Source organism: Streptomyces ossamyceticus (assembly GCF_001418475.1).
GTDB classification, from domain to species: Bacteria; Actinomycetota; Actinomycetes; order Streptomycetales; family Streptomycetaceae; genus Streptomyces; species Streptomyces ossamyceticus.
Genome location: NZ_LIQX01000297.1, coordinates 1 through 18,326, shown reverse-complemented (window position 1 = coordinate 18,326; position 18,326 = coordinate 1). Strand labels below are relative to the sequence as shown.

General features: G+C 71.5%; 19 protein-coding genes and 1 pseudogene. 12 read left to right on the top strand and 8 right to left on the bottom strand.

Going from position 1 to position 18,326, the window contains the following annotated elements:
* Positions 1 to 432 precede the first annotated feature (432 nt).
* The 3 genes from AOK15_RS22325 (at position 433) to AOK15_RS22315 (ending at position 2,609) form a co-directional block, all read left to right on the top strand.
* Positions 433 to 1,326 carry a C40 family peptidase gene (locus tag AOK15_RS22325; RefSeq protein WP_055519654.1) on the top strand — a complete coding sequence of 298 codons (894 nt, stop codon included), beginning with the start codon at positions 433 to 435 and terminating at the stop codon, positions 1,324 to 1,326.
* Between the two features lie 171 nt (positions 1,327 to 1,497).
* A complete protein-coding gene (locus AOK15_RS22320; RefSeq protein ID WP_055519652.1) occupies positions 1,498 to 2,388 on the top strand; it encodes a helix-turn-helix domain-containing protein in 891 nt (296 codons plus the stop codon).
* Positions 2,385 to 2,609 carry a DUF397 domain-containing protein gene (locus AOK15_RS22315; protein ID WP_055519645.1) on the top strand — a complete coding sequence of 75 codons (225 nt, stop codon included), beginning with the start codon at positions 2,385 to 2,387 and terminating at the stop codon, positions 2,607 to 2,609. Before AOK15_RS22320 ends, AOK15_RS22315 begins: the two co-directional genes overlap by 4 nt.
* A gap of 87 nt (positions 2,610 to 2,696) precedes the next feature.
* On the opposite strand, the gene AOK15_RS22310 is transcribed toward AOK15_RS22315, so the two are convergent.
* Positions 2,697 to 3,257, bottom strand: coding sequence for an FxLYD domain-containing protein (locus AOK15_RS22310; RefSeq protein ID WP_055519643.1), 561 nt, complete (start codon positions 3,255 to 3,257; stop codon positions 2,697 to 2,699).
* Positions 3,258 to 3,424: 167 nt separating this feature from the next.
* Between AOK15_RS22310 and AOK15_RS22305 the strand changes: the two genes are divergently transcribed.
* Positions 3,425 to 4,243 (top strand): phytanoyl-CoA dioxygenase family protein, encoded by an 819-nt coding sequence (locus AOK15_RS22305; RefSeq protein ID WP_205632203.1) that lies wholly within the window; start codon positions 3,425 to 3,427, stop codon positions 4,241 to 4,243.
* Positions 4,240 to 4,515, top strand: a complete 276-nt coding sequence (locus tag AOK15_RS22300) for a hypothetical protein (protein WP_055519641.1) — start codon at positions 4,240 to 4,242, stop codon at positions 4,513 to 4,515. Before AOK15_RS22305 ends, AOK15_RS22300 begins: the two co-directional genes overlap by 4 nt.
* Positions 4,516 to 4,656: 141 nt before the next feature.
* Here the strand turns inward: AOK15_RS22300 and AOK15_RS22295 are convergent, their stop codons facing one another.
* Positions 4,657 to 5,622 (bottom strand): glycoside hydrolase family 6 protein, encoded by a 966-nt coding sequence (locus AOK15_RS22295; RefSeq protein ID WP_055519638.1) that lies wholly within the window; start codon positions 5,620 to 5,622, stop codon positions 4,657 to 4,659.
* Positions 5,623 to 5,928: 306 nt separating this feature from the next.
* Here AOK15_RS22295 and AOK15_RS22290 point away from each other — a divergent pair, with 306 nt between their 5' ends.
* A complete protein-coding gene (locus tag AOK15_RS22290; RefSeq protein ID WP_185093493.1) occupies positions 5,929 to 6,942 on the top strand; it encodes a LacI family DNA-binding transcriptional regulator in 1,014 nt (337 codons plus the stop codon).
* Between the two features lie 325 nt (positions 6,943 to 7,267).
* Here AOK15_RS22290 and AOK15_RS22285 read toward each other — a convergent pair whose 3' ends face one another.
* Positions 7,268 to 8,425 carry an FAD-dependent monooxygenase gene (locus tag AOK15_RS22285; protein WP_055519634.1) on the bottom strand — a complete coding sequence of 386 codons (1,158 nt, stop codon included), beginning with the start codon at positions 8,423 to 8,425 and terminating at the stop codon, positions 7,268 to 7,270.
* A 74-nt stretch (positions 8,426 to 8,499) separates the two neighbouring features.
* Here AOK15_RS22285 and AOK15_RS22280 point away from each other — a divergent pair, with 74 nt between their 5' ends.
* Positions 8,500 to 9,057, top strand: coding sequence for a TetR/AcrR family transcriptional regulator (locus AOK15_RS22280; protein WP_055519632.1), 558 nt, complete (start codon positions 8,500 to 8,502; stop codon positions 9,055 to 9,057).
* 43 nt (positions 9,058 to 9,100) lie between these two features.
* Here AOK15_RS22280 and AOK15_RS22275 read toward each other — a convergent pair whose 3' ends face one another.
* The 3 genes from AOK15_RS22275 to AOK15_RS22265 form a co-directional block, all read right to left on the bottom strand.
* Positions 9,101 to 10,111 (bottom strand): Gfo/Idh/MocA family protein, encoded by a 1,011-nt coding sequence (locus AOK15_RS22275; RefSeq protein WP_055519630.1) that lies wholly within the window; start codon positions 10,109 to 10,111, stop codon positions 9,101 to 9,103.
* Positions 10,112 to 10,201: 90 nt separating this feature from the next.
* Complete coding sequence (locus AOK15_RS22270) at positions 10,202 to 10,963, bottom strand: SDR family oxidoreductase (protein WP_055519628.1); 762 nt, start codon at positions 10,961 to 10,963, stop codon at positions 10,202 to 10,204.
* 117 nt (positions 10,964 to 11,080) lie between these two features.
* Positions 11,081 to 12,247, bottom strand: coding sequence for a phytanoyl-CoA dioxygenase family protein (locus AOK15_RS22265; protein WP_055519626.1), 1,167 nt, complete (start codon positions 12,245 to 12,247; stop codon positions 11,081 to 11,083).
* Positions 12,248 to 12,383: 136 nt separating this feature from the next.
* Between AOK15_RS22265 and AOK15_RS22260 the strand changes: the two genes are divergently transcribed.
* Entirely contained in the window at positions 12,384 to 13,412 is a 1,029-nt protein-coding gene (locus AOK15_RS22260) for a LacI family DNA-binding transcriptional regulator (RefSeq protein ID WP_055519624.1), read from the top strand.
* Positions 13,413 to 13,431: 19 nt separating this feature from the next.
* On the opposite strand, the gene AOK15_RS22255 is transcribed toward AOK15_RS22260, so the two are convergent.
* The gene (locus AOK15_RS22255) at positions 13,432 to 14,394 is read right to left on the bottom strand and encodes a GlxA family transcriptional regulator (protein WP_055519621.1); all 963 of its coding nucleotides are present in this window, start codon (positions 14,392 to 14,394) and stop codon (positions 13,432 to 13,434) included.
* Positions 14,395 to 14,518: 124 nt separating this feature from the next.
* Here AOK15_RS22255 and AOK15_RS22250 point away from each other — a divergent pair, with 124 nt between their 5' ends.
* On the top strand, positions 14,519 to 15,451 hold the full coding sequence (locus tag AOK15_RS22250; RefSeq protein WP_055519656.1) for an NADP-dependent oxidoreductase: 933 nt from the start codon (positions 14,519 to 14,521) through the stop codon (positions 15,449 to 15,451).
* 25 nt (positions 15,452 to 15,476) lie between these two features.
* Here the strand turns inward: AOK15_RS22250 and AOK15_RS22245 are convergent, their stop codons facing one another.
* Positions 15,477 to 16,289, bottom strand: a complete 813-nt coding sequence (locus AOK15_RS22245; protein ID WP_055519619.1) for a CDP-alcohol phosphatidyltransferase family protein — start codon at positions 16,287 to 16,289, stop codon at positions 15,477 to 15,479.
* Between the two features lie 108 nt (positions 16,290 to 16,397).
* Between AOK15_RS22245 and AOK15_RS22240 the strand changes: the two genes are divergently transcribed.
* The 3 genes and pseudogenes from AOK15_RS22240 to AOK15_RS22230 form a co-directional block, all read left to right on the top strand.
* Positions 16,398 to 17,378 (top strand): zinc-dependent alcohol dehydrogenase, encoded by a 981-nt coding sequence (locus AOK15_RS22240; RefSeq protein WP_055519617.1) that lies wholly within the window; start codon positions 16,398 to 16,400, stop codon positions 17,376 to 17,378.
* 166 nt (positions 17,379 to 17,544) lie between these two features.
* The gene (locus tag AOK15_RS22235) at positions 17,545 to 17,943 is read left to right on the top strand and encodes a 6-pyruvoyl trahydropterin synthase family protein (RefSeq protein ID WP_055519615.1); all 399 of its coding nucleotides are present in this window, start codon (positions 17,545 to 17,547) and stop codon (positions 17,941 to 17,943) included.
* A pseudogene (locus AOK15_RS22230) lies at positions 17,940 to 18,326 on the top strand (glycosyltransferase family 1 protein); the annotation flags it as partial. The gene AOK15_RS22235 and the pseudogene AOK15_RS22230, both read left to right, overlap by 4 nt.

Sequence of the window (18,326 nt, the reverse complement as noted above, 5' to 3'; positions counted from 1 at the left end):
CCGGGCCGTCCACCGGGCGTCCGCCGGGCCGTCCACCGGGCGTCCGCCGGGCCGTCCACCGGGCGTCCGCCGGGCCGTCCACCGGGCGTCCGCCGGGCCGTCCACCGGGCGTCCGCCGGGCGTCCACCGGGCGTCCGCCGGGCCGCCCACCGGGCGTCCGTCGGGCTGTCCGCCGGGCCTCCACCGGTCGGCCGCCGGGTGGTTCCCGGTTGTCCGCCGGGTCGTCCACCGGTGCCGGGCGACACGCTGGGCCTTCCGTCGCCGGGCGGCGGCACTCGGCAACAGTCCTGGTCGTGAGGGGTTTCCCAGGTGTTTCCCGTTGCCCGGTGGGATGGGGCGACGCCCGGATCTCGACGCGCGGGGTGCTGGTCGAGCAGGCTGCTGCCCGACCACCACCAGTTCATCGGACCGACAGGAAACGGGGGTTCCGGCATGGTGAGTCGGACCAGTCTCATCCGCACACTGATCGCACTCGTGGCCCTGCTGCTGTGCGCGCCGCTGACCACGGCCGCGGCGGCACAGGCCGCGCCAGCCGCTCCCGCCGCCGGCTGCGGCGTCCTCGCGCCGGGCGCCTCGGCCGCCGCCGAGCGGGCCATCGCCGCGGCCTGCGCCGAGGTCGCCGCGGGCACCTGGTACACGTGGGGCGGCGGCCACGGCGACCGCCCCGGCGCGACGTACGGGCAGGTCGACCCCACCGACCCGGCCAGCGAACACGACCCCGAGCGGCGCGGCTTCGACTGCTCCGGCCTCGTCCGGTACGCGTACGCCCAGGCCGCCGGCGGTACGGACATCCTCGACGGCGTCGCCAGCCAGCAGTACTACACGCACCGCGCCGCGGCCCGCTTCACCGCAGCCCAGGGCCTCGCCCCGCTGCTGCCGGGCGACCTGCTGGCCTACGGCACCAAGAAGGACCTGCACCACATCGCCATCTATCTCGGCGCGGGCAAGATGGTCGAGGCCAAGCAGTCCGGCACCAGGCTGATGGTCAGTGACGTCCGTCTGGGCGGCGACTACTTCGGCGCCGTCCGGGTCAACACCGGCCAGGTCAACGGCCACATCCACCAGACGTGGGGCACCGACGTGTGGACCAAGGAGGAGCCCCGCATCGCGTCCGGGCGCGTCTACGCCTTCCCGTACTCGACCACCATCCGCGTGTACTGCCAGAAGCACGCGGAGAAGGTCAACGCGGAGGGCTACGAGAACGACGCCTGGTCCTACCTGCCGGACTACAAGGCATGGGTCACCAACATCTACATCAAGGGCCCGGCCTGGCTCGCGGGCGTACCCAACTGCGACGACGTGCCCTTCCCGCCTCCCGGCCAGTGACGCCTCGCGCCGGTGACCGTCGGGGGGCGGCCACCGGCGCGAGTGGCACCCCGCCCGTACGCTGCGTCAGCGTACGGGCACAATCTGTGGACAGTACGCAGATCTTCCCGCCAGTCTGGGTGCCGTCGGGGCATGGGGGCCACAGCGCACGAAGACCGGAGGTGGCCGCGGATGACGGGCGGCGGCATGGGCAACGAGTACGACGAGGCACCGGCCGACGAGGGGACGGTGGTGGACCGCGAACCTGACCCCTCGGACAGTCTGCGGACGTGGGGCGCCGTGACACAGGCGCTGCGCGAGCACGCGGGCTACAGCCGGGCCGAGTTCGCGGATCTCGTCCGCTTCTCCAAGCACACGGTGGAATCGGTGGAACAGGGGCGCCGGATGCCGGATGTGACCTATGTGGAGCGGGCCGACGAACTGCTCGGGAACACGGGGGCGCTGCGGAAGTCCTCCCAGTACGTGACCCGGGGGAGAGGGGACGTGGGCCTGGCGGCCTGGTTCCGCCAGTGGGCCCGGCTGGAGCGGGTCGCGGTGAGCCTGTGCACCTATGAATGCAGGGTGGTGCCGGGGCTGTTGCAGTCCAGGGACTACGCGCGGGCGGTCTTCGAGGGGACCGTCCCGGTGACGCCGGACGACAGGCTGGACAGCTTCATGGACCGGCGGATGGAGCGGCAGCGGATGCTGTCCGAGCGGCCGACGACCCCGTTCAGCTTCATCGTCGAGGAGCATGTCTTCCGGCGCCGGTTCGGCGACGGCACACGGATGCGGGGGCTGTTCGACCATGTGCTGGAGCTGAGCGCGCCGCGCAATGTGACGCTCCAGATCGTGCCCCTGGAAGCCGGGTTGCACGCGTGCCTCGACGGGCCGGTGCGCCTGCTGGAGACACCGAAGGGCCAGCGGTACGCGTACTCGGAAGGGCAGCAGAACGGCCGTCTGATCTGCGACGCGAAAGAGGTGAGCCTGCTCCACCAGCGCTATGACACACTGCGCTCGCAGGCCCTGAACGCCAAGGATTCCCGGGCGCTGCTGGAGCGACTCCGAGGGGAACTAGACCTATGAGCACGACGGAACTGGCGTGGTTCAAGTCCAGCTACAGCGGCAGCCAGGGTGACGACTGCGTCGAAGTCGCCCTCACCCGACAGGCCGTGTGCGTACGGGACTCCAAGGACCTGGCCATCCCTCACTTCGCGGTCGGCCGCGAGGAGTGGGCGCGGTTCGTGGGGTTCGTGGGGTTCGTGGGGCGCGACGGAAGCCCCCGGCGGGCGGATCCCATCGCGTAGACCACGGCGGTGGGCGCCTCCCGCGCGGAGGCGCCCACCGGCACGTCGTGTGTGCCGCCGTCAGGGCGAACAGTCCTACAGAGCAGATCAGTTGGCGAGGGGCAGCCGTTCGACATGGGCGACCCGGAGGGAGTCGATGTCGGCCAGGGTGTGCTTGTCCGCCAGCTCCACGTACTCGTCGAAGTCGCCTTTGGCGGAGTCGGTCTGGCCCGGTCCGAGATGGGTGGAGCTGACGTACGCCTGACCCACGAAGTCCCCGTCGTCGTCGAACCCGTTGACGATCACCGTGTAGTTGGCGGGTTCACCACCCTTGTTGGTGATCTGGTAGTCGAAGCTGTACGTCGTGCTCGCGTCGCAGTCGTTGTAGTCGAACTCGTCGCGGTCGTCGCACTGTTCGCCCTCGTCGAGGAGGTCGTTCCGCTCCTTCGCGAGCTTCCCGCCCGAGATCGAGACATGGCTCATGGCGTCGTCCTCGCCCGCCACGGCCCACCAGGTGACACCCGCGCCGACGAGCAGGCCCGCCACGACCCCGAGGGCGACGAGCGCGCCCCGTCCGCCCAGCCGCCTCGGCGTCACGTCGGGGCCGTACGGCGGCACCTCGGTTCTCATGGGCGTCACATCGGGTACCTGCGGCATCTGGCCGGTCATGGCGCTGCTCCTCGTAGGGATGGATGGTCGTTCACACACATCCACACCGTCGGTGCGGAAAAGGTTGCACCGATCGCCGTCCCGCCGCCGCGCCGATCACGGAAAACGACCACCACAGGACGATTTCAGCCCACTACAGGGCGGCACGGGGCCCGTACGTTCGTCGTATGCCAACCAGCAAGGACCTCCTGACCTCGGTCCAGGTGGCCCGCTTCGTCGCGCAGGGATTCCTGCGCATGGACGGGGTGGTGCCGCCGGAGACCAACGAACGGGCCGTCGCCGCGCTCGCCGAGGGCCTGCCCGGCGTGCCCTACGGCACCCCGCTGAGCGAGGCGTTCCCACCCGGCACCTTCGTCCGCGAGCTGCTCGACCTGCCCGTCGTCGCCGGTGCCGTGGAGAGCCTGGTCGGCCCCGGACCGACCGTCGACCATCACGCCGTGCACGTCCGCGAACCCCACGAGGGCCACGCGCAGGACCTCCACGCGGACGCGATCATCGACGTACGGCCGGACGCCTTCGACATCCAGCTCATGTACTACCCGCACGAGGTGACCGCCGAGATGGGCGGCACGCTCAGCGTGCCCGGCAGCCATCTGCGCAGGATCAACGAGACGGACATCGGCCGGGTCCAGAACCTGCGCGGCCAGACCCGGCTGACCTGCCCGGCGGGCACGGTCGTCCTCGTGCACCACGGCATCTGGCACGGCGGCCGCCGCAACGACACCGCCCGCCGCCGCTTTATGTACAAGCTGCGCCTCAACCCGACCGTCCCGCAGGTGCGCCTGTGGGACACCGCCGACCTGCACGCCCCGGCCGTCACCGCGGAGTTGGGCACCCACTTCCCGTGGTACGAGCAGGCCACCGGCCGACTGGAGATCCACAACCGGGCCCTGCTGTGGCGGGCCCTGACCGGCGATCCGTCGTTCGACGTCGAGTACTGGGTCACGCGCGTCAGCAACCGGCCCGCCCTGAGGAGCCACGCATGAGGCAACAGGTCCTGGTCCTCTATCTGTCGACCTCGGCGCTCGACTCCCCGGTCGTCGGCTGGTCCCGCTACGACGGGACCGGCCGGACCCGCCCCACGGCCGGCGACAGTGACGAACCGCCCTACGACACCGGTCTCGACGCGCTGCTCGACGGATGGCGCCTGTTCCAGGCGTCGCAGCTGCTGCCGCCCCAGTCCGGCCACGAGTACGACGTCTCGTTCCTGAAGCACGAGTTCTTCTTCGAGAAACTGGAGGAGACCTGCGTGCGTTGACGGGGAGAACTCCGTGCGCTGACGAGGAGGGCTCCGCGCGCTGACGGTGAGCCCCATGGCCCGGTCGCGGGGCGAGCGAACCGGGCCACGGGAGTCCGGGGCCGGCGTCCGCGAGCCATGGCCGCGGACGCCGGCGGGCGCTCAGTAGCCGTAGATCATCTTGTAGGCGACCTCGGGCAGGAACTGCCCGGCCGAAGTACCGGAGCCGACACCGCAGTTGCCGTCCGACTCGCCCGGCACCTTGATCCACAGCAGCATCTCGGCGCCGCCGCCCATCTGGGTGGCCGGGCCGATCCGGCGGCCCGACGGGTTGCACCACTGGCCGTTGGAGCCGTTGCCGTTGCGGCTGGTGTCCACGACGAACGGCTTGGTGTAGCCGTAGCGGGCGCTGAGCTGGCTGTTCACCGCGTTGCCGTAGGCGGTGTTCTCGCCCGTGGTGAGGTAGTTGGAGATGTTCAGCGAGAAGCCGTGGGCCTGCCGCAGGCCCGCCTCGTGCAGCCGCTTGGCCATGGTCGCGGCGTCCGTCCAGGCGGGGTTGCCGGCGTCCATGTAGACCCAGGTGTTGGGGGCCTGGCGGCTGAACTGGGAGACGGCGCCGCTGAGCATGCTCTGACGCTCGGCTATCTGCGCCTGGTTCATGCAGCCGTAGTCCCCGAGGGAGTCCGGCTCCAGGATCACCAGGGCCGGACGGTTGCCGATACCGCCGGCGAACTGGGAGATCCAGCTCGCGTAGGCGGACGGTGACGAGGCGCCGCCCGCCGAGTGCCCGCCGCAGTAGTCGCGGTTGTAGACGTTGTACGCGACCAGGATGGGCAGCTTGTCCCGGCTGTCCGCGGCGCCCGTGAACGAGCTCGTGGCGGAGCCGATCGAGCCGCTCCACGAGCCGAACCAGCGGGCCATCGGGGTGTTGGCGATGGAGTTGTTGATCGCCGACGCCCGGCCGTCACCGGGGTTGGACGCGACCCACCGCTTCGCGCTGGAGTCGGGGTCCACATAGAACCCGCTGGTCATGCTGGTCGGGTCGGCGGCATGGGCGGAGGGGGCGACGGTGAGCGCGAGCGGCAGAGCACAGAGCGCTGCCATCAGGACGCGGAGCCTGCGGCGCATGACTTCACCTCGGATTCCTGGCAGGGATGCGGCGCGCGCTCTCGTCCCGAGCGTGCGACGCGCTGAGGAAGTGCGATGGTTCGACGTACCCAGAAGGGGAGTGGGAGCGCTCCCATTGGAAGCGCTTCCAGTAGTGCGGAGAGTGCTGAGAACCTTTGGGGTGTGCTCGGTATCGTGTGGCTGGCTGGTAGAACTGTCAAGAGTCGAGGTGTGAAACTCCCTCTGTACAGGGTGAGTTCGAGGCTCTACGGTCGCTTGGACCGGAAGCGCTCCCAGTTTTCGGTCAGGGGGGAGAGGCACATGGTCATGGCGGACGATCCGCCGCGTCGGCAGCCCACACTCGAGGCCGTGGCCGAACTCGCGGGCGTCTCCCGCTCGGTGGCCTCCCGTGTCCTCAACAACGCGCCGCACGTCAGCCAGGTGAAACGCGAGGCCGTCGAGCGGGCCGTCCGGGAACTCGCCTACGTCCCCAATCCGACCGCCCGCGCGCTGGCCACCCGGCAGACGGGCGCGGCCGCCCTGGTCGTCTCCGGCGAGGACCCGTCGATCTTCGCGGATCCGTTCTTCGCCCAGGTGATCGTGGGGGCGTCGGCGGCGCTGGAGGAGGCCGACCTGCATCTGATGCTGTGCCTGGCCGCGACCGACCGGGGCCGCAGACGCGTGGAGGAACTCCTCCGCGGCAAGGGGGCCGACGGGGTCATGCTGATGGCGCTGCGCGAGAACGATCCACTGGCGCGGACGGCCGACGAGGCGGAGATGCCCGTGGTGTTCGGGGGCCGACCCGTCGGGTCGGCCCCCCGCTGGTACGTGGACGTCGACAACACCGGTGGGGCGCGCGAGGCGACGGAGTATCTGCTCTCCCGGGGCCGGACCCGGGTGGCCGTGATCTGCGGGCGGCTGGACACCGAGGTGGGGCGGGCGCGGTACCGCGGCTACCAGGACGCCATGCTGGCCGCCGGCCTCGAACCGTTCCCGCCGAACGAGGGCGACTTCACTGAGCCCAGCGGGGCCGCCGTCATGGCCGCGCTGCTGCTCCAGCACCCCGACCTGGACGCGGTGTTCGCCGCCAACGACAACATGGCGGCGGGGGCGCTGCGCACCCTGCGGGAGGCCGGGCGACGCGTCCCCGCCGACGTCGCCGTGGTCGGCTTCGACGACCTGGCCGCGGCTCGCATGGCCGATCCACCGCTCACGACCGTCCACCAGCCGATAGCCGCCCTGGGCCGCGAGACGGCCCGCATGCTCGCCGCCCTCATCCACGGCGAGACCCCCACCCCACTGATCCTCCCGACCCACCTGGTCCGCCGCGCCAGCGCGTGACCTGGCGGGGGCCTGGCCGGGAGGGCTCGTGCCTGTGCGGAGCGTCCGAGCGAGGGTGGCGCGTCCGCGCCAGGGTGGTGGGCTCGTGCCAGGGTGGCGCGCCCACGAGAGGCCGGCCGGGGATTCGCGCGGTCGGGCCCCGGACAGCGGTAGCTGCGCTCGGGAGTGCGCGGCGACAGCGGAGCCACCCGCTCCCACAGTTCGTCCGGAACAAGAGCGGCCCGCACCCGGACACCCTGCCCACCGTGACTGCCAACGGCAAGACCCACATCTCGACTTTGTCTCGGAAGGCGTCTGGTGGTGAGTTGGCGGGGCGCGAATCGGATCAGCTCAGTCGTGGTGGGACCCAGGCGTGGTGCCGAAGAATCATGCGTGTCGCCGCCCGGGAGGGTGTCAGCCGCATCGCCGTGTTCCGCAGGGCGACGGCCAGTGGGTGGGAGAGCCGCTGGCCCATCCGCCCGGCCTGCCGCGCGGCCCGCGCGACGGCCTGGCTGCGCGGTCGGCGCTCGGCGTCGTAGCGAGCGAGCGCGGCCCTCACGGTGGCCTCGGTGGCCAGCGCGGCGGCCAGGGTGACCGCGTCCTCCAACGCCTGGCAGGCACCCTGTCCGAGGTTGGGGGTCATCGCGTGTGCCGCGTCGCCGAGCAGCGCGGTCCGGCCGACCGTGTATGAGGGGAGCGGTGTGCGGAGTTCGTCGACGTCGTGGTGCAGCACGGCGGCAGGCCGGGTCGCGTCGAGCAGCGCGGGGATCGGGTCGTGCCAGGTATGGAATCGACTGCGCAGTTCGTCCAACGGGTCGGCGAACCGCGTCCCGGCGGGAAGGCTGAGAACGGCGTGCCACTCGGCCCGCCCGTCATGGAAGGCGATGTGCCCGAACTCGGCCCCGTGTCCCCAGGTCAGCTCGAAGTCGGTGCTCAGGTCGACCGCCCGCTCGGTGACGGCGCGCAACACCGTCGAGCCGCTGTAGACCGGACCGGGATGGGCTGGGAAGAGCTGGCTGCGCACTTTGCTGCCGATGCCGTCGGCCGCCACTACCAGATCGGCGTCCAGGACCGTCTCGCCGCAGCAGACTCGAACCGTCCCGGGGTCGAGCTGCTCGACCCGGTCCGCCTCGGATCCGATCAGCAGGGATTCGGCAGGCAGACAGTCGCGAAGCAGTCGGTGCAGAGTGGAGCGGGGGACGCCCATGATCGGTGTGCCCACCGCCTTCTCCAGCGCCGAGCCGTCCATCCGGGCCAGCCAACCGCCCTGCGGCGTCCGGGTGCCGCCGCTGTACTGGCCGCGCGAGGCATCCCGTACCGCGTCGCCGACGCCGAGTTCATCCAGTGCCCGCAGGCCGTTGGCGGCCAGTGAGATGCCCGCCCCCGCGTCCTCAAGTATGGGCGCGCGCTCGACGACCGTTACGTCCCATCCGATCCGGCGCAGACCGATGGCGGCGGCCAGCCCACCGATGCCCCCTCCGACCACCACTGCCGTGTCGCCCATGTCGAAGCCCTCACCCTTCTACATCTGTAGAAGGGTTGACTCTATATGAGGCTCTACAGGTGTAGAAAGGAGTCATGGCTTCGGATCGGCGCACCCTCCTCGCGGACGCGGCTCTCGACGTACTCGCGGACGAAGGGATCCGCGGTTTGACCCACCGCGCGGTCGACCGCGAAGCGGCCATGCCGCCCGGCACCACGTCCGCCTACTTCCGCACCCGGGCCGCGCTGCTCACCGGACTGGTCACACGCCTGGTCCAACTCGACCAGGCGGAACTGCAAACGATGGCCGAAGAGCTCCCACCCCTTCGCACCGCCGAGGAACTGGTGGACGGCATGGTGCTGCTGGCCCGACGCCGACTCACCGGCGAGGGCCGCCGCCGCTCGCACGCTCGCTACGCCTGCGCCGTCGAGAGCGTGCGTGACCGGGAGCTGCGCGAGATCCTCGTACCCCGCGAGAACGCCGGCCGCGATGCTGTCCGGCTGTTCCTCGCCGCGCACGGCGTGACGGACGTCGAGAATCGCAGTCACATCCTGCTGACCTGCATCGACGGACTGGTCTTCGACCGGCTGGTGAGCGGCGGCGAAGTACCGCGCGAGGCCCTCGAAGGCCTGGTCGCCGCCGCCCTGCGGTAGGACCCAGGCATATCCAAGTCCCCCTCGGACAAGCTCAAGGCATTCAGCTCGCGTTCTTGCGGACCTCCTCCAGCTGGACCGGGCGGCGTTCGGCGACCGACAGGGTGCATGCCTCGGCGATCCAGCTGGCCTCGATCGCGTCGGCGACCGTGCAGGGGGAGGGGCGGGTGCCCGCGACGACCTCGGTGAACGCGGTCAGTTCGGCGCGGTACGCGGGGGCGAAGCGGTCCATGAAGAAGTTGTGCGGCGGACCCGCCGGGAAGGTCACGCCCGGCTCCGCCGAGCGGAGGGGGAGCTGGCCGTCGAGGCCCGCCGCGATGCTGTCCTTCATTCCGTGCACCTCAAGGCGCACGTCGTACCCGCGGGCGTTGTGCCGGGTGTTGGAGATGACGCCGATCGTGCCGTCGTCGAACGTGAGCAGCGACGACGCCGTGTCGACGTCACCGGCCTCCTTGATGTACTCCGCGCCCTTGTTGCCGCCCGTCGCGTACACCTCGACGACCTCGCGGCCCGTCACCCAGCGCACGATGTCGAAGTCGTGCACCGCGCAGTCCCGGAAGATGCCGCCCGACACCGCCACGTACGCCGCCGGCGGCGGAGCCGGGTCCAGCGTCGTCGACCGCACGGTGTGCAGCGCGCCCAGCTCGCCGCTGAGCACCGCCTCACGCGCGGTCATACAGCCCGCGTCGAAGCGGCGGTTGTAGCCGATCTGCACCTCGATGCCGCTGTCCCGGACGGCGCGCAGCACGGTGAGGCTGTCCTGCACCGTCTTCGCCACCGGCTTCTCGCAGAACACCGGGATGCCCGCCTCGACGGCGGCGAGGATCAGTCCGGGGTGCGCGTCCGTCGCCGCGGTGATCACGACTCCGTCGATCCCGGAGGTGAACACCGCCTCCGGGGAGTCGGCGACCGTGGCGCCGAACTTCTCCGCCGCCGAGGCCGCCGCCGCGGCCACCGGGTCGGAGACCACCAGCTCCTCCACGACGTCCAGCCCGGACAGAGTCCCGGCGTGGAAGGCGCCGATACGGCCCAGCCCCAGGATGCCAATGCGCATGATCGAGTGTCCCTTTCAGATGTACGGGGGGAGAAGGAGAAGAGGAGAAACTAGGAGAAACGAGGAGAAGGGTACGTGCGGGTCGAAGGGTCAGTCGGTCGCGCCGACCACGTTCTGGTCCCAGTCGATCAGTGAACCGGTGACCACACCACTGCGGTCGGACAGCAGGAACACGACGAAGTCGGCGATCTCGTCGACCTGGCCGAGCTTCCCCATCGGCAGTCGCTCGGCCGCCCGTTCCCGCCAGTCGTCGCCCGCGTCGTGGAACTCCCGCTGGATCGCGTCCTCGCCCTCGGTCTCCGTCCAGCCGATGTTGAGGTCGTTGATCCGGATCCGGTCCCAGCGGTGGGCGTGGGCGGCGTTCCGTGTGAGGCCCGCCAGGCCCGCCTTCGCGGCGGAGTACGGCGCGAGGAACGGAGGGCCGCCGTGCGCGCAGTTCGAGCCGATGTTGACGATCGTGCCGGGTGCCCCGCGGGCCACCAGATGCGCCACCACCGCCTGCATGGCGAAGAAGGGCGCGCGCAGGTTGATCGCGATGTGCGCGTCGAACAGCTCCGGCGAGGTGTCGAGCAGCGAGCCGCGCGAGGTCAGCCCGGCCGCGTTCACCAGGCTGTCGACCCGGCCGTGGGCGGCGATCACCTCGTCCACGCTGCCGCGCACCCGCTCCGGGTCGGCGAGGTCCGCCCGTACGAATGTGGCGCCGGTCCGAGCCGCCAGCTTCTCGCCGACCTCGGCGCGGCGGCCCGTGAACGCGACGGTCGCGCCCTCGCGCAGGGCCGCGCGGACGATGCCCGCGCCGACGCCCTGACTGCCGCCGTTGACGAGGACGACCTTGTCCTCCAGGAGTGCCATCAGGGGGTGTTTCCTCTCGTTCGAGCCCGACTCTTCGGCCGACGGGCGGTGCGGGCGCCGAAACCGGCGCCGACGGTTCAGGTGACGCGTCGGCGGTTCACGTACGGCCTCCGCGGTTCACGTACGGCGCCGCTCCGCGCCGGCCCGTAGTTCCTCGCGCAGCCGCGCCGGGTTCCACTCCTCCGCCACCGCACGCCACAGTGTGTCCGCCTGGGACGGTGGGGCGAGTCCGTCGACCGGCGGGTCCCGGTCCAGGTTCGTGGGGAACGCGTAGCCGTCGGCGGTGGCCGCGACCACGTGGCGCAGCGCGTCCTCGGGGGCGCCCTCGGCCTTGCGCGCGAGCAGGACCGGGAACACGGCGTTCGCCATGGCCTCGCGGTCCACCGTCTCCATCGCCCGGCCGAACGCGGAGGAGACCTGGAGCAGGTTCGCCATCCGCCGGATGTCCGTCGACCGGTTGTGCCCGGCGGCGTGGAACAGCGCCGGGTTGAAGAAGACCGCGTCGCCCTTCTCCAGCGGGAGCTGCACGTGGTGGGCGTCGAAGTACGCGGCGAACTCGGGCAGCCGCCAGGCCAGGTAGCCGGGCTCGTACGTCTGCGAGTACGGCAGGTACAGGGTCGGGCCCGACTCGACGGGCATGTCGCAGTGGGCGACCGCGCCCTGGAGGGTCAGCACGGGGGAGAGGCGGTGGACGTGCGCCGGGTATCCGGCCGCCTGCCGTCGGCCGAGGAAGCCGAGGTGGTAGTCGCGGTGCGGGCTCTGCGCCGCGCCGCCCGGGTTGACCACGTTGATCTGCGACGTCACCTGGTAGCCGGGGCCGAGCCACGCCTCGGAGACCAGCGCCAGCATGTCGTTGGAGTAGTAGTCGGCGAACGCCTCCGGGGCGCGTAGTGCCGTCTTCTCCAGCGCGTTCCACACCCGGTCGTTGGCGCCGGGCTTCGCGAAGTGGTCGCCGCGGGCCGACCCGGAGGCCCGCTCCTCCTCGATCAGTGCCGTGAAGGCCGCGGTGGCCGCGTCCACGACCCGCGGGTTCGGGAAGGCCCGCTTGAGGACGACGACACCGGGACCGTCGAGCATCGCCCGGACCAGTTCGACCTGTACGGCGCGGCGGTCCGACGCCGCCCGGAGCCGCTCGCTGTCGTAGACGGGGACGTTCCGCTCGACGCCCTCCGCGTAGGGGTGGTCGCGGGGATCGGTGGTGCGCTCGACCAGGGCGCGGAACGCGACGAGGTCGCAGTCCTCCTCGGACAGCCAGATCGCCGAGCCCGCAGCGGTGAGGGCCATGCCGGGTCCTTTCCCTGGTCTGGTCGGCCGGTCTTTCGTCGGGCCGCCGTCTCTGTCAGTCTTGGGCCCGGACCACCCTCATTCAACCCTCAGCAGCCCCTCAAAAACCCCTCATCCACAGCCGGGAACAGCAGCCATGGGACACCCCTACACGATCCGTGAGATCGCCCGTCAGGCCGGGCTGAGCCTGGCCACGGTCGACCGGGTCCTCAACGGGCGCGGCGGGGTGCGGGAGAGCACCGCCCGCGAGGTCGAGCAGGCGATCAAGGACCTGGACCGGCAGCGGACCCAGGTGCGCATCGGCGGCCGTACGTTCATGGTCGACATCGTGATGCAGTCGCCGGACCGGTTCTCGACGGCCGTGCGGGAGGCCCTGGAGGCCGAACTGCCGTCCCTGCACCCGGCGGTCGTGCGCTCCCGCTTCCACTTCCGGGAGACCGGACCCGCCTCGGAGATGGTCCGGATGCTCGACCGGATCGGTCGGCGCGGCTCGCAGGGCGTGATCCTCAAGGCCCCCGATGTCCCCGAGGTCACCGCCGCCATCGAACGGCTGGTCGCGGCCGGCGTCCCCGTCGTCACCCTCGCGACGGACCTGCCGAGCAGCCCGCGCAGCGCCTACGTCGGCATCGACAACCGGGCCGCCGGGGCGACCGCCGCGTATCTGGTCCGGCAGTGGCTCGGCGACCGGCCCGGCGCCGTCCTGGTGACGATCAGCCGGGGCTTCTACCGCAACGAGGAGGAGCGCGAGATGGGGTTCCGGGCGGCGATGCGGGCCGCCGAACCGGCCCGGCGGCTGGTCGAGGTCACCGACAGCGACGGCCTCGACGCCACCCAGCGGGACCTGGTCCGGGACGCGCTGGAGCGGGAGCCGGACCTCGCCGCCGTGTACTCGATCGGCGGCGGCAACACCGCGACGCTCGACGCCTTCGCCGCCGCGGGACGGGAGCCGCACGTCTTCGTCGCGCACGACCTGGACCACGACAACACCCGGCTGCTGCGGGCCGGCCGGCTGTCCGCCGTGCTCCACCACGACCTCCGCCAGGACCTGCGCCGCGCCTGCCAGACCATCATGCGGGCCCACCAGGCCCTCCCGGACGAGGGCCCGTCGCTGCCCTCGGCGATCCAGGTGGTCACCCCGTACAACATGCCGCCGGGCAACGGCTAGCGGGCGGGCCCGAGGGCCCTCAGACGCCGGCCCGGAACGTGCGCCGGTAGGCCAGCGGGGACACCCCGATCGCCGCGTGCAGGTGTTGGCGCAGCGAGGTGCCGGTGGCGAAGCCGACATGGCCGGCGATCTCGTCGACCGGCAGGTCCGTGGACTCCAGGAGATGCCGGGCGCGGGTGATCCTCTGCTGGACGAGCCAGCGGCCGGGGCTCATGCCGACCTCTTCGTTGAAGCGGCGGGCGAAGGTGCGCAGGCTCATCCGGGCGTGCTGGGCGAGGTCCGTCAGGGTGAGCGGGGAGTCGAGGCGTTCGAGCGCCCAGGCGCGGGTGGCGGCCGTGCCGCTCGCCGGGTCCTGGGGGACGGGCTGCTCGATGTACTGGGCCTGGCCGCCCTCCCGCCACGGCGGCACCACACACCGCCGGGCCACCCGGTTGGCGACCTCGCTGCCGTGGTCCTTGCGCACCAGGTGCAGACAGACGTCGATGCCGGACGCGGCGCCCGCCGAGGTGAGGATGTCGCCGTCGTCCACGAACAGGACGTCCGGGTCCAGATCGACCTTCGGGAAGTGCTCGCGGAACGTGTCGGCGAGCGCCCAGTGCGTGGTGGCGGGCCGGCCGTCCAGCAGACCGGCCGCCGCGAGCACGAACGCGCCGGTGCAGATGGACACGAGCCGGGTGCCGGGGCGGATCCGGGCGAGGGCCGACGCCAGGGGGTCGGGAAGCTCGGACGACAGCAGTCCGAGGGCCGCGGGGAACGGACCGAACGAGGCGATGATCACGGTGTCGGCCGTGGCCAGCACCTCCGGACCGTGCTCCACGGAGATCGTGAAGTCGGTGGCCGAACGCACCGGCCGGCCGTCGGCGGTGCAGGTCAGGACCTCGTACAGGCCGTCGGTCGAGCCGAAGATACGGCTCGGCATGCCGAGTTCGAAGGGGTAGACCCGGTCGGGGGCCAGGACCACCACACGGTGCGGGGACGTCATACGGACAGTCTGCCACGACACCTGGCACGATCCCATCGAATGATGGCCATCGTGCCATTGTCGCGGCGTCGGCCCCCGTCGCAGGCTGGACGACATGACGGAAACGAACGTGAACCACGGCACCATGCGTGCCGTCAGCCAGGACGACTTCGGCGGGCCGGAGGTACTGAAGGAGGTCGAACGGCCGCGTCCCGCGCCCGGCCTCAGCGAGATCCTCGTCCGCGTCCACGCGGCCGGGGTGAACCCGACGGACTGGAAGAACCGCGCCCACGGACTGTGGGTACCGGACCCCCTGCCCGTACTGGGCTGGGACGTCTCCGGAGTCGTCGAGGCGGTGGGCTTCGGGGTCACCCTGTTCCGGCCGGGCGACGAGGTCTTCGGCATGCTGCCCTACCCGCACGGGGCGGGCGCCTACGCCGAGTACGTCACGGGACCGGCCCGTGCCTTCGCCCACAAGCCCGCGAACATCGACCATGTCGAGGGCGGCGCGCTGCCGCTGGCCGCGCTCACCGCGTACCAGGCGCTCGTGGACACCGCCGGCGTAGCGCCCGGTCAGCGGGTGCTGATCCACGCGGCCGCCGGGGGAGTGGGGCATCTCGCCGTGCAGATCGCCAAGGCCAGGGGCGCGTACGTCATCGGTACGGCCAGCGCCGGCAAGCACGACGTGCTGCGTGAACTGGGCGCCGACGAGCTGATCGACTACCGGACCGAGGACTTCGCCGAGCGGGTGAAGGACGTCGACGTGGTCCTGGACACCCTGGGCGGGGAGGTCCGCACCCGTTCCCTGGAGGTCCTGCGTCCGGGCGGCACCCTCGTCACGATCGTGCCGATGGGCTTCGAGGGCGACGCGAGGAGGGCCGCCGAGCTGGGGGCGCGGCTCGCGGTGCTGCTGGTCGAGGCGGACCGGGCGGGGATGCGGGCCGTCGCCGACCTCGTCGCGGAGGGCAAGCTGCGCGCCCGCGTCGACGCCACCTTCCCGCTCGCCGAGGCGGGCAAGGCACACGCCCACGGGGAGACCGGCCGGACCACCGGGAAGATCGTGCTCACGGTGGACTGAGTCCGGCCGCCGGGCGCCTTCGGCGTCAGCTCGACACCAGCTGGGCCTCGTGGCGCTCCGCGCCGGCCCCCACGGCCACGGTCACCTGCTCCGGCACGGTCACCGTGGCCGTCGCCGTCTCCTGGCCCTCGCGGTTGCCGTACAGCCAGGCGATGTCCCGCCCGAACGACCAGACCAGCGAGCCCAGCGCCACCGCGACGACGGCGAAGTTCGCGGCGTACGGCAGCAACCCGGAGGCGGCGACCAGCAGGAAGACACCCTGGATCGCGGCGACCGTCTTGCGGGCCATGCTGTGCGGGAGGGAGCCGTTCAGCCACGGCATGGCCCTGGCGGCGGCGACGAAGCCGTACCGCATCAGGCCGATCAGCAGCACCCAAGGGCCGAGCGACATCGACACGTACACGCTCAGCACCAGGATCAGGAACGCGTCGACCTCCATGTCGAAGCGGGCGCCCAGCGCGGTCGACGTGCCCGTGCGCCGGGCCACCTTGCCGTCGACGCCGTCGAGTATCAGGGCCACGGCGGTCAGGCCGACGAACAGCGAGACGGGCGGCGAGCTCTGGAAGGAGTCGGCGACCAGCGCGGTGACCGCGCCGACCAGGACCGCCCGGCCGAGGGTGACCCGGTTCGCGGGGCCGAAGGAGCGGGGCCGGGTGCGCAGCAGCGCACGGTTGAGGACCGCCCAGGTGGCGAACGCGAACGCCAGCCCGGTCAGCCAGCCCGCGGGACCCAGTCCGATCGCCGTACCCAGGAAGGCGAGCAGCAGCACCTGGGCGCCCGCGCCCACCGCCGTCTCAGAGAGCACCAGCCGGCCGTCGTAAGTGTTGTTCAGGGCCACCGCAAACCTTCCGAGCGTGTGTGGAAGAGTCGATCATCGCCGCGTACCGTTCCGCGACTTCCACCGCTGCGTACGTGGAGAACCGCCCGACCGTTCACGGAGACCCCTATGAAACACACAGCCCGCGCCTTCTGGCTCAGCACCCCGGGACAGGGCGAGATCCGCGAGGAGCGGCTCGCCGCCCCGGCCGAGGACGAGGTGCTCGTCCGCACCCTGTACACGGGTGTCAGCCGTGGCACGGAGACCCTCGTGTTCAGCGGTCGCGTACCCGAGAACCAGCACAAGACCATGCGCGCGCCCTTCCAGGAGGGAGAGTTCCCGGCCCCGGTGAAGTACGGCTATCTCAGCGTCGGCCGGGTCGAAGAGGGGCCGGACGCACTGGTCGGCCGGAACGTGTTCTGCCTGTATCCGCACCAGAGCCGCTACGTCGTCCCGACGAGCGCCGTCACCGTCGTGCCGGAGTCCGTCCCCGCGGCCCGCGCCGTTCTCGCCGGGACCGTCGAGACCGCCGTCAACGCCGTGTGGGACGCGGCGCCCCTCGTCGGCGACCGGATCGCCGTCGTCGGCGGCGGCATGGTCGGCTGCTCGGTGGCCGCCCTCCTCGCCCGGTACCCCGGTGTACGGGTCCAACTCGTCGACGCCGACCCCGCGCGCGCCGACATCGCCCGCGCCCTCGGTGTGGACTTCGCGCTGCCCGGCGACGCGCTCGGGGAGTGCGACCTCGTCGTGCACGCCAGCGCCAGCGAACAGGGCCTCGTCACCTCGCTCGGCCTGCTCGCCGCCGAGGGCACCGTCATCGAACTCAGCTGGTACGGCGACCGCCGGATCTCCCTGCCGCTCGGCGAGGCCTTCCACTCGCGCCGGCTCACGATCCGCAGCAGCCAGGTTGGCACCGTCTCCCCGGCCGCCCGCCCCGGCCGCACCTACGCCGACCGGTTGGCGCTCGCCCTCGAACTCCTCGCCGACGCACGCTTCGACGCGCTCGTCACGGGGGAGTGTGCCTTCGACGAACTCCCGGACGTGCTGCCGAGACTCGCGAGCGGAGAGCTGCCGGGGCTCTGCCATCGGGTACGGTACGCCGCCGAGTGACCTACTGACCGGTCAGCGCATCCGCCCCACCCGTCCCTGAACTGCCCCGACGGAACGCTGACCTCCAAGAAACCGCAAAACTCGGCTGAACAACGGGTAGGGAGCAGCCGTACTACACGGCATGCCCCGGCCCGGGGGCAGACGTACCGCACTGGAGGGTCGTCCGTTGTTCAGCATCACCGTCCGCGATCACATCATGATCGCCCACAGCTTCCGCGGGGAGGTCTTCGGACCCGCGCAGCGCCTGCACGGCGCCACCTTCCTCGTGGACGCCACCTTCCGGCGCGCCGAGCTGGACGACGACAACATCGTCGTAGACATCGGGCTGGCCACGCAGGAGCTGGGTGCCGTGGTGAGCGAGTTGAACTACCGCAACCTCGACAACGAGCCCGACTTCGCGAACACCAACACCTCGACGGAGTTCCTCGCCAAGGTGATCGCGGACCGGCTCGCCGAGCGGATCCACAAGGGCGCCATGGGCGAGAACGCCAAGGGCATCGCGGGCATCACGGTCACCCTGCACGAATCGCACATCGCCTGGGCGAGTTACGAGCGTGCCCTGTGACCGACACGACCATCGACCGGGCGGACCTCGGCACCGCCGCCCAGACAAGCGGTGCCGCCCAGGCCGACGGGGGAGAGCAAGTGAGGCTCGGCTACGTGCCCGTGCAGAACGCGGCGCTGAAGACCGCCGCGATCGTGCCCATGTCGCTGCGCTCGGTGCACTTCGTGATGCCGGGCGGCGTCAACGACGTGGCCCGACCCAGCGGAGGCAACGCCTACGACCGCCGGATCTGCCTCGATCTGCCCGGCTTCGGGTGGCAGGTGCACCAGCACGCCCTGGCCGGCAGCTGGCCGCGCCCCGATGCGGACGCCCGCGCCGAACTCGCCCGTACGCTGCGGGAATTCCCCGACGGCACGGTCGTCATGCTGGACGGACTCGTCGCC

What these genes read in the sequence shown, in the direction of transcription:
- AOK15_RS22325 (WP_055519654.1), top strand. Translation starts at nt 433, where the DNA reads ATGGTGAGTCGGACCAGTCTCATCCGCACACTGATCGCACTCGTGGCC.
- AOK15_RS22320 (WP_055519652.1), top strand. Translation starts at nt 1,498, where the DNA reads ATGACGGGCGGCGGCATGGGCAACGAGTACGACGAGGCACCGGCCGAC.
- AOK15_RS22315 (WP_055519645.1), top strand. Translation starts at nt 2,385, where the DNA reads ATGAGCACGACGGAACTGGCGTGGTTCAAGTCCAGCTACAGCGGCAGC.
- AOK15_RS22310 (WP_055519643.1), bottom strand. Translation starts at nt 3,257, where the DNA reads ATGACCGGCCAGATGCCGCAGGTACCCGATGTGACGCCCATGAGAACC.
- AOK15_RS22305 (WP_205632203.1), top strand. Translation starts at nt 3,425, where the DNA reads ATGCCAACCAGCAAGGACCTCCTGACCTCGGTCCAGGTGGCCCGCTTC.
- AOK15_RS22300 (WP_055519641.1), top strand. Translation starts at nt 4,240, where the DNA reads ATGAGGCAACAGGTCCTGGTCCTCTATCTGTCGACCTCGGCGCTCGAC.
- AOK15_RS22295 (WP_055519638.1), bottom strand. Translation starts at nt 5,622, where the DNA reads ATGCGCCGCAGGCTCCGCGTCCTGATGGCAGCGCTCTGTGCTCTGCCG.
- AOK15_RS22290 (WP_185093493.1), top strand. Translation starts at nt 5,929, where the DNA reads ATGGCGGACGATCCGCCGCGTCGGCAGCCCACACTCGAGGCCGTGGCC.
- AOK15_RS22285 (WP_055519634.1), bottom strand. Translation starts at nt 8,425, where the DNA reads ATGGGCGACACGGCAGTGGTGGTCGGAGGGGGCATCGGTGGGCTGGCC.
- AOK15_RS22280 (WP_055519632.1), top strand. Translation starts at nt 8,500, where the DNA reads ATGGCTTCGGATCGGCGCACCCTCCTCGCGGACGCGGCTCTCGACGTA.
- AOK15_RS22275 (WP_055519630.1), bottom strand. Translation starts at nt 10,111, where the DNA reads ATGCGCATTGGCATCCTGGGGCTGGGCCGTATCGGCGCCTTCCACGCC.
- AOK15_RS22270 (WP_055519628.1), bottom strand. Translation starts at nt 10,963, where the DNA reads ATGGCACTCCTGGAGGACAAGGTCGTCCTCGTCAACGGCGGCAGTCAG.
- AOK15_RS22265 (WP_055519626.1), bottom strand. Translation starts at nt 12,247, where the DNA reads ATGGCCCTCACCGCTGCGGGCTCGGCGATCTGGCTGTCCGAGGAGGAC.
- AOK15_RS22260 (WP_055519624.1), top strand. Translation starts at nt 12,384, where the DNA reads ATGGGACACCCCTACACGATCCGTGAGATCGCCCGTCAGGCCGGGCTG.
- AOK15_RS22255 (WP_055519621.1), bottom strand. Translation starts at nt 14,394, where the DNA reads ATGACGTCCCCGCACCGTGTGGTGGTCCTGGCCCCCGACCGGGTCTAC.
- AOK15_RS22250 (WP_055519656.1), top strand. Translation starts at nt 14,519, where the DNA reads ATGCGTGCCGTCAGCCAGGACGACTTCGGCGGGCCGGAGGTACTGAAG.
- AOK15_RS22240 (WP_055519617.1), top strand. Translation starts at nt 16,398, where the DNA reads ATGAAACACACAGCCCGCGCCTTCTGGCTCAGCACCCCGGGACAGGGC.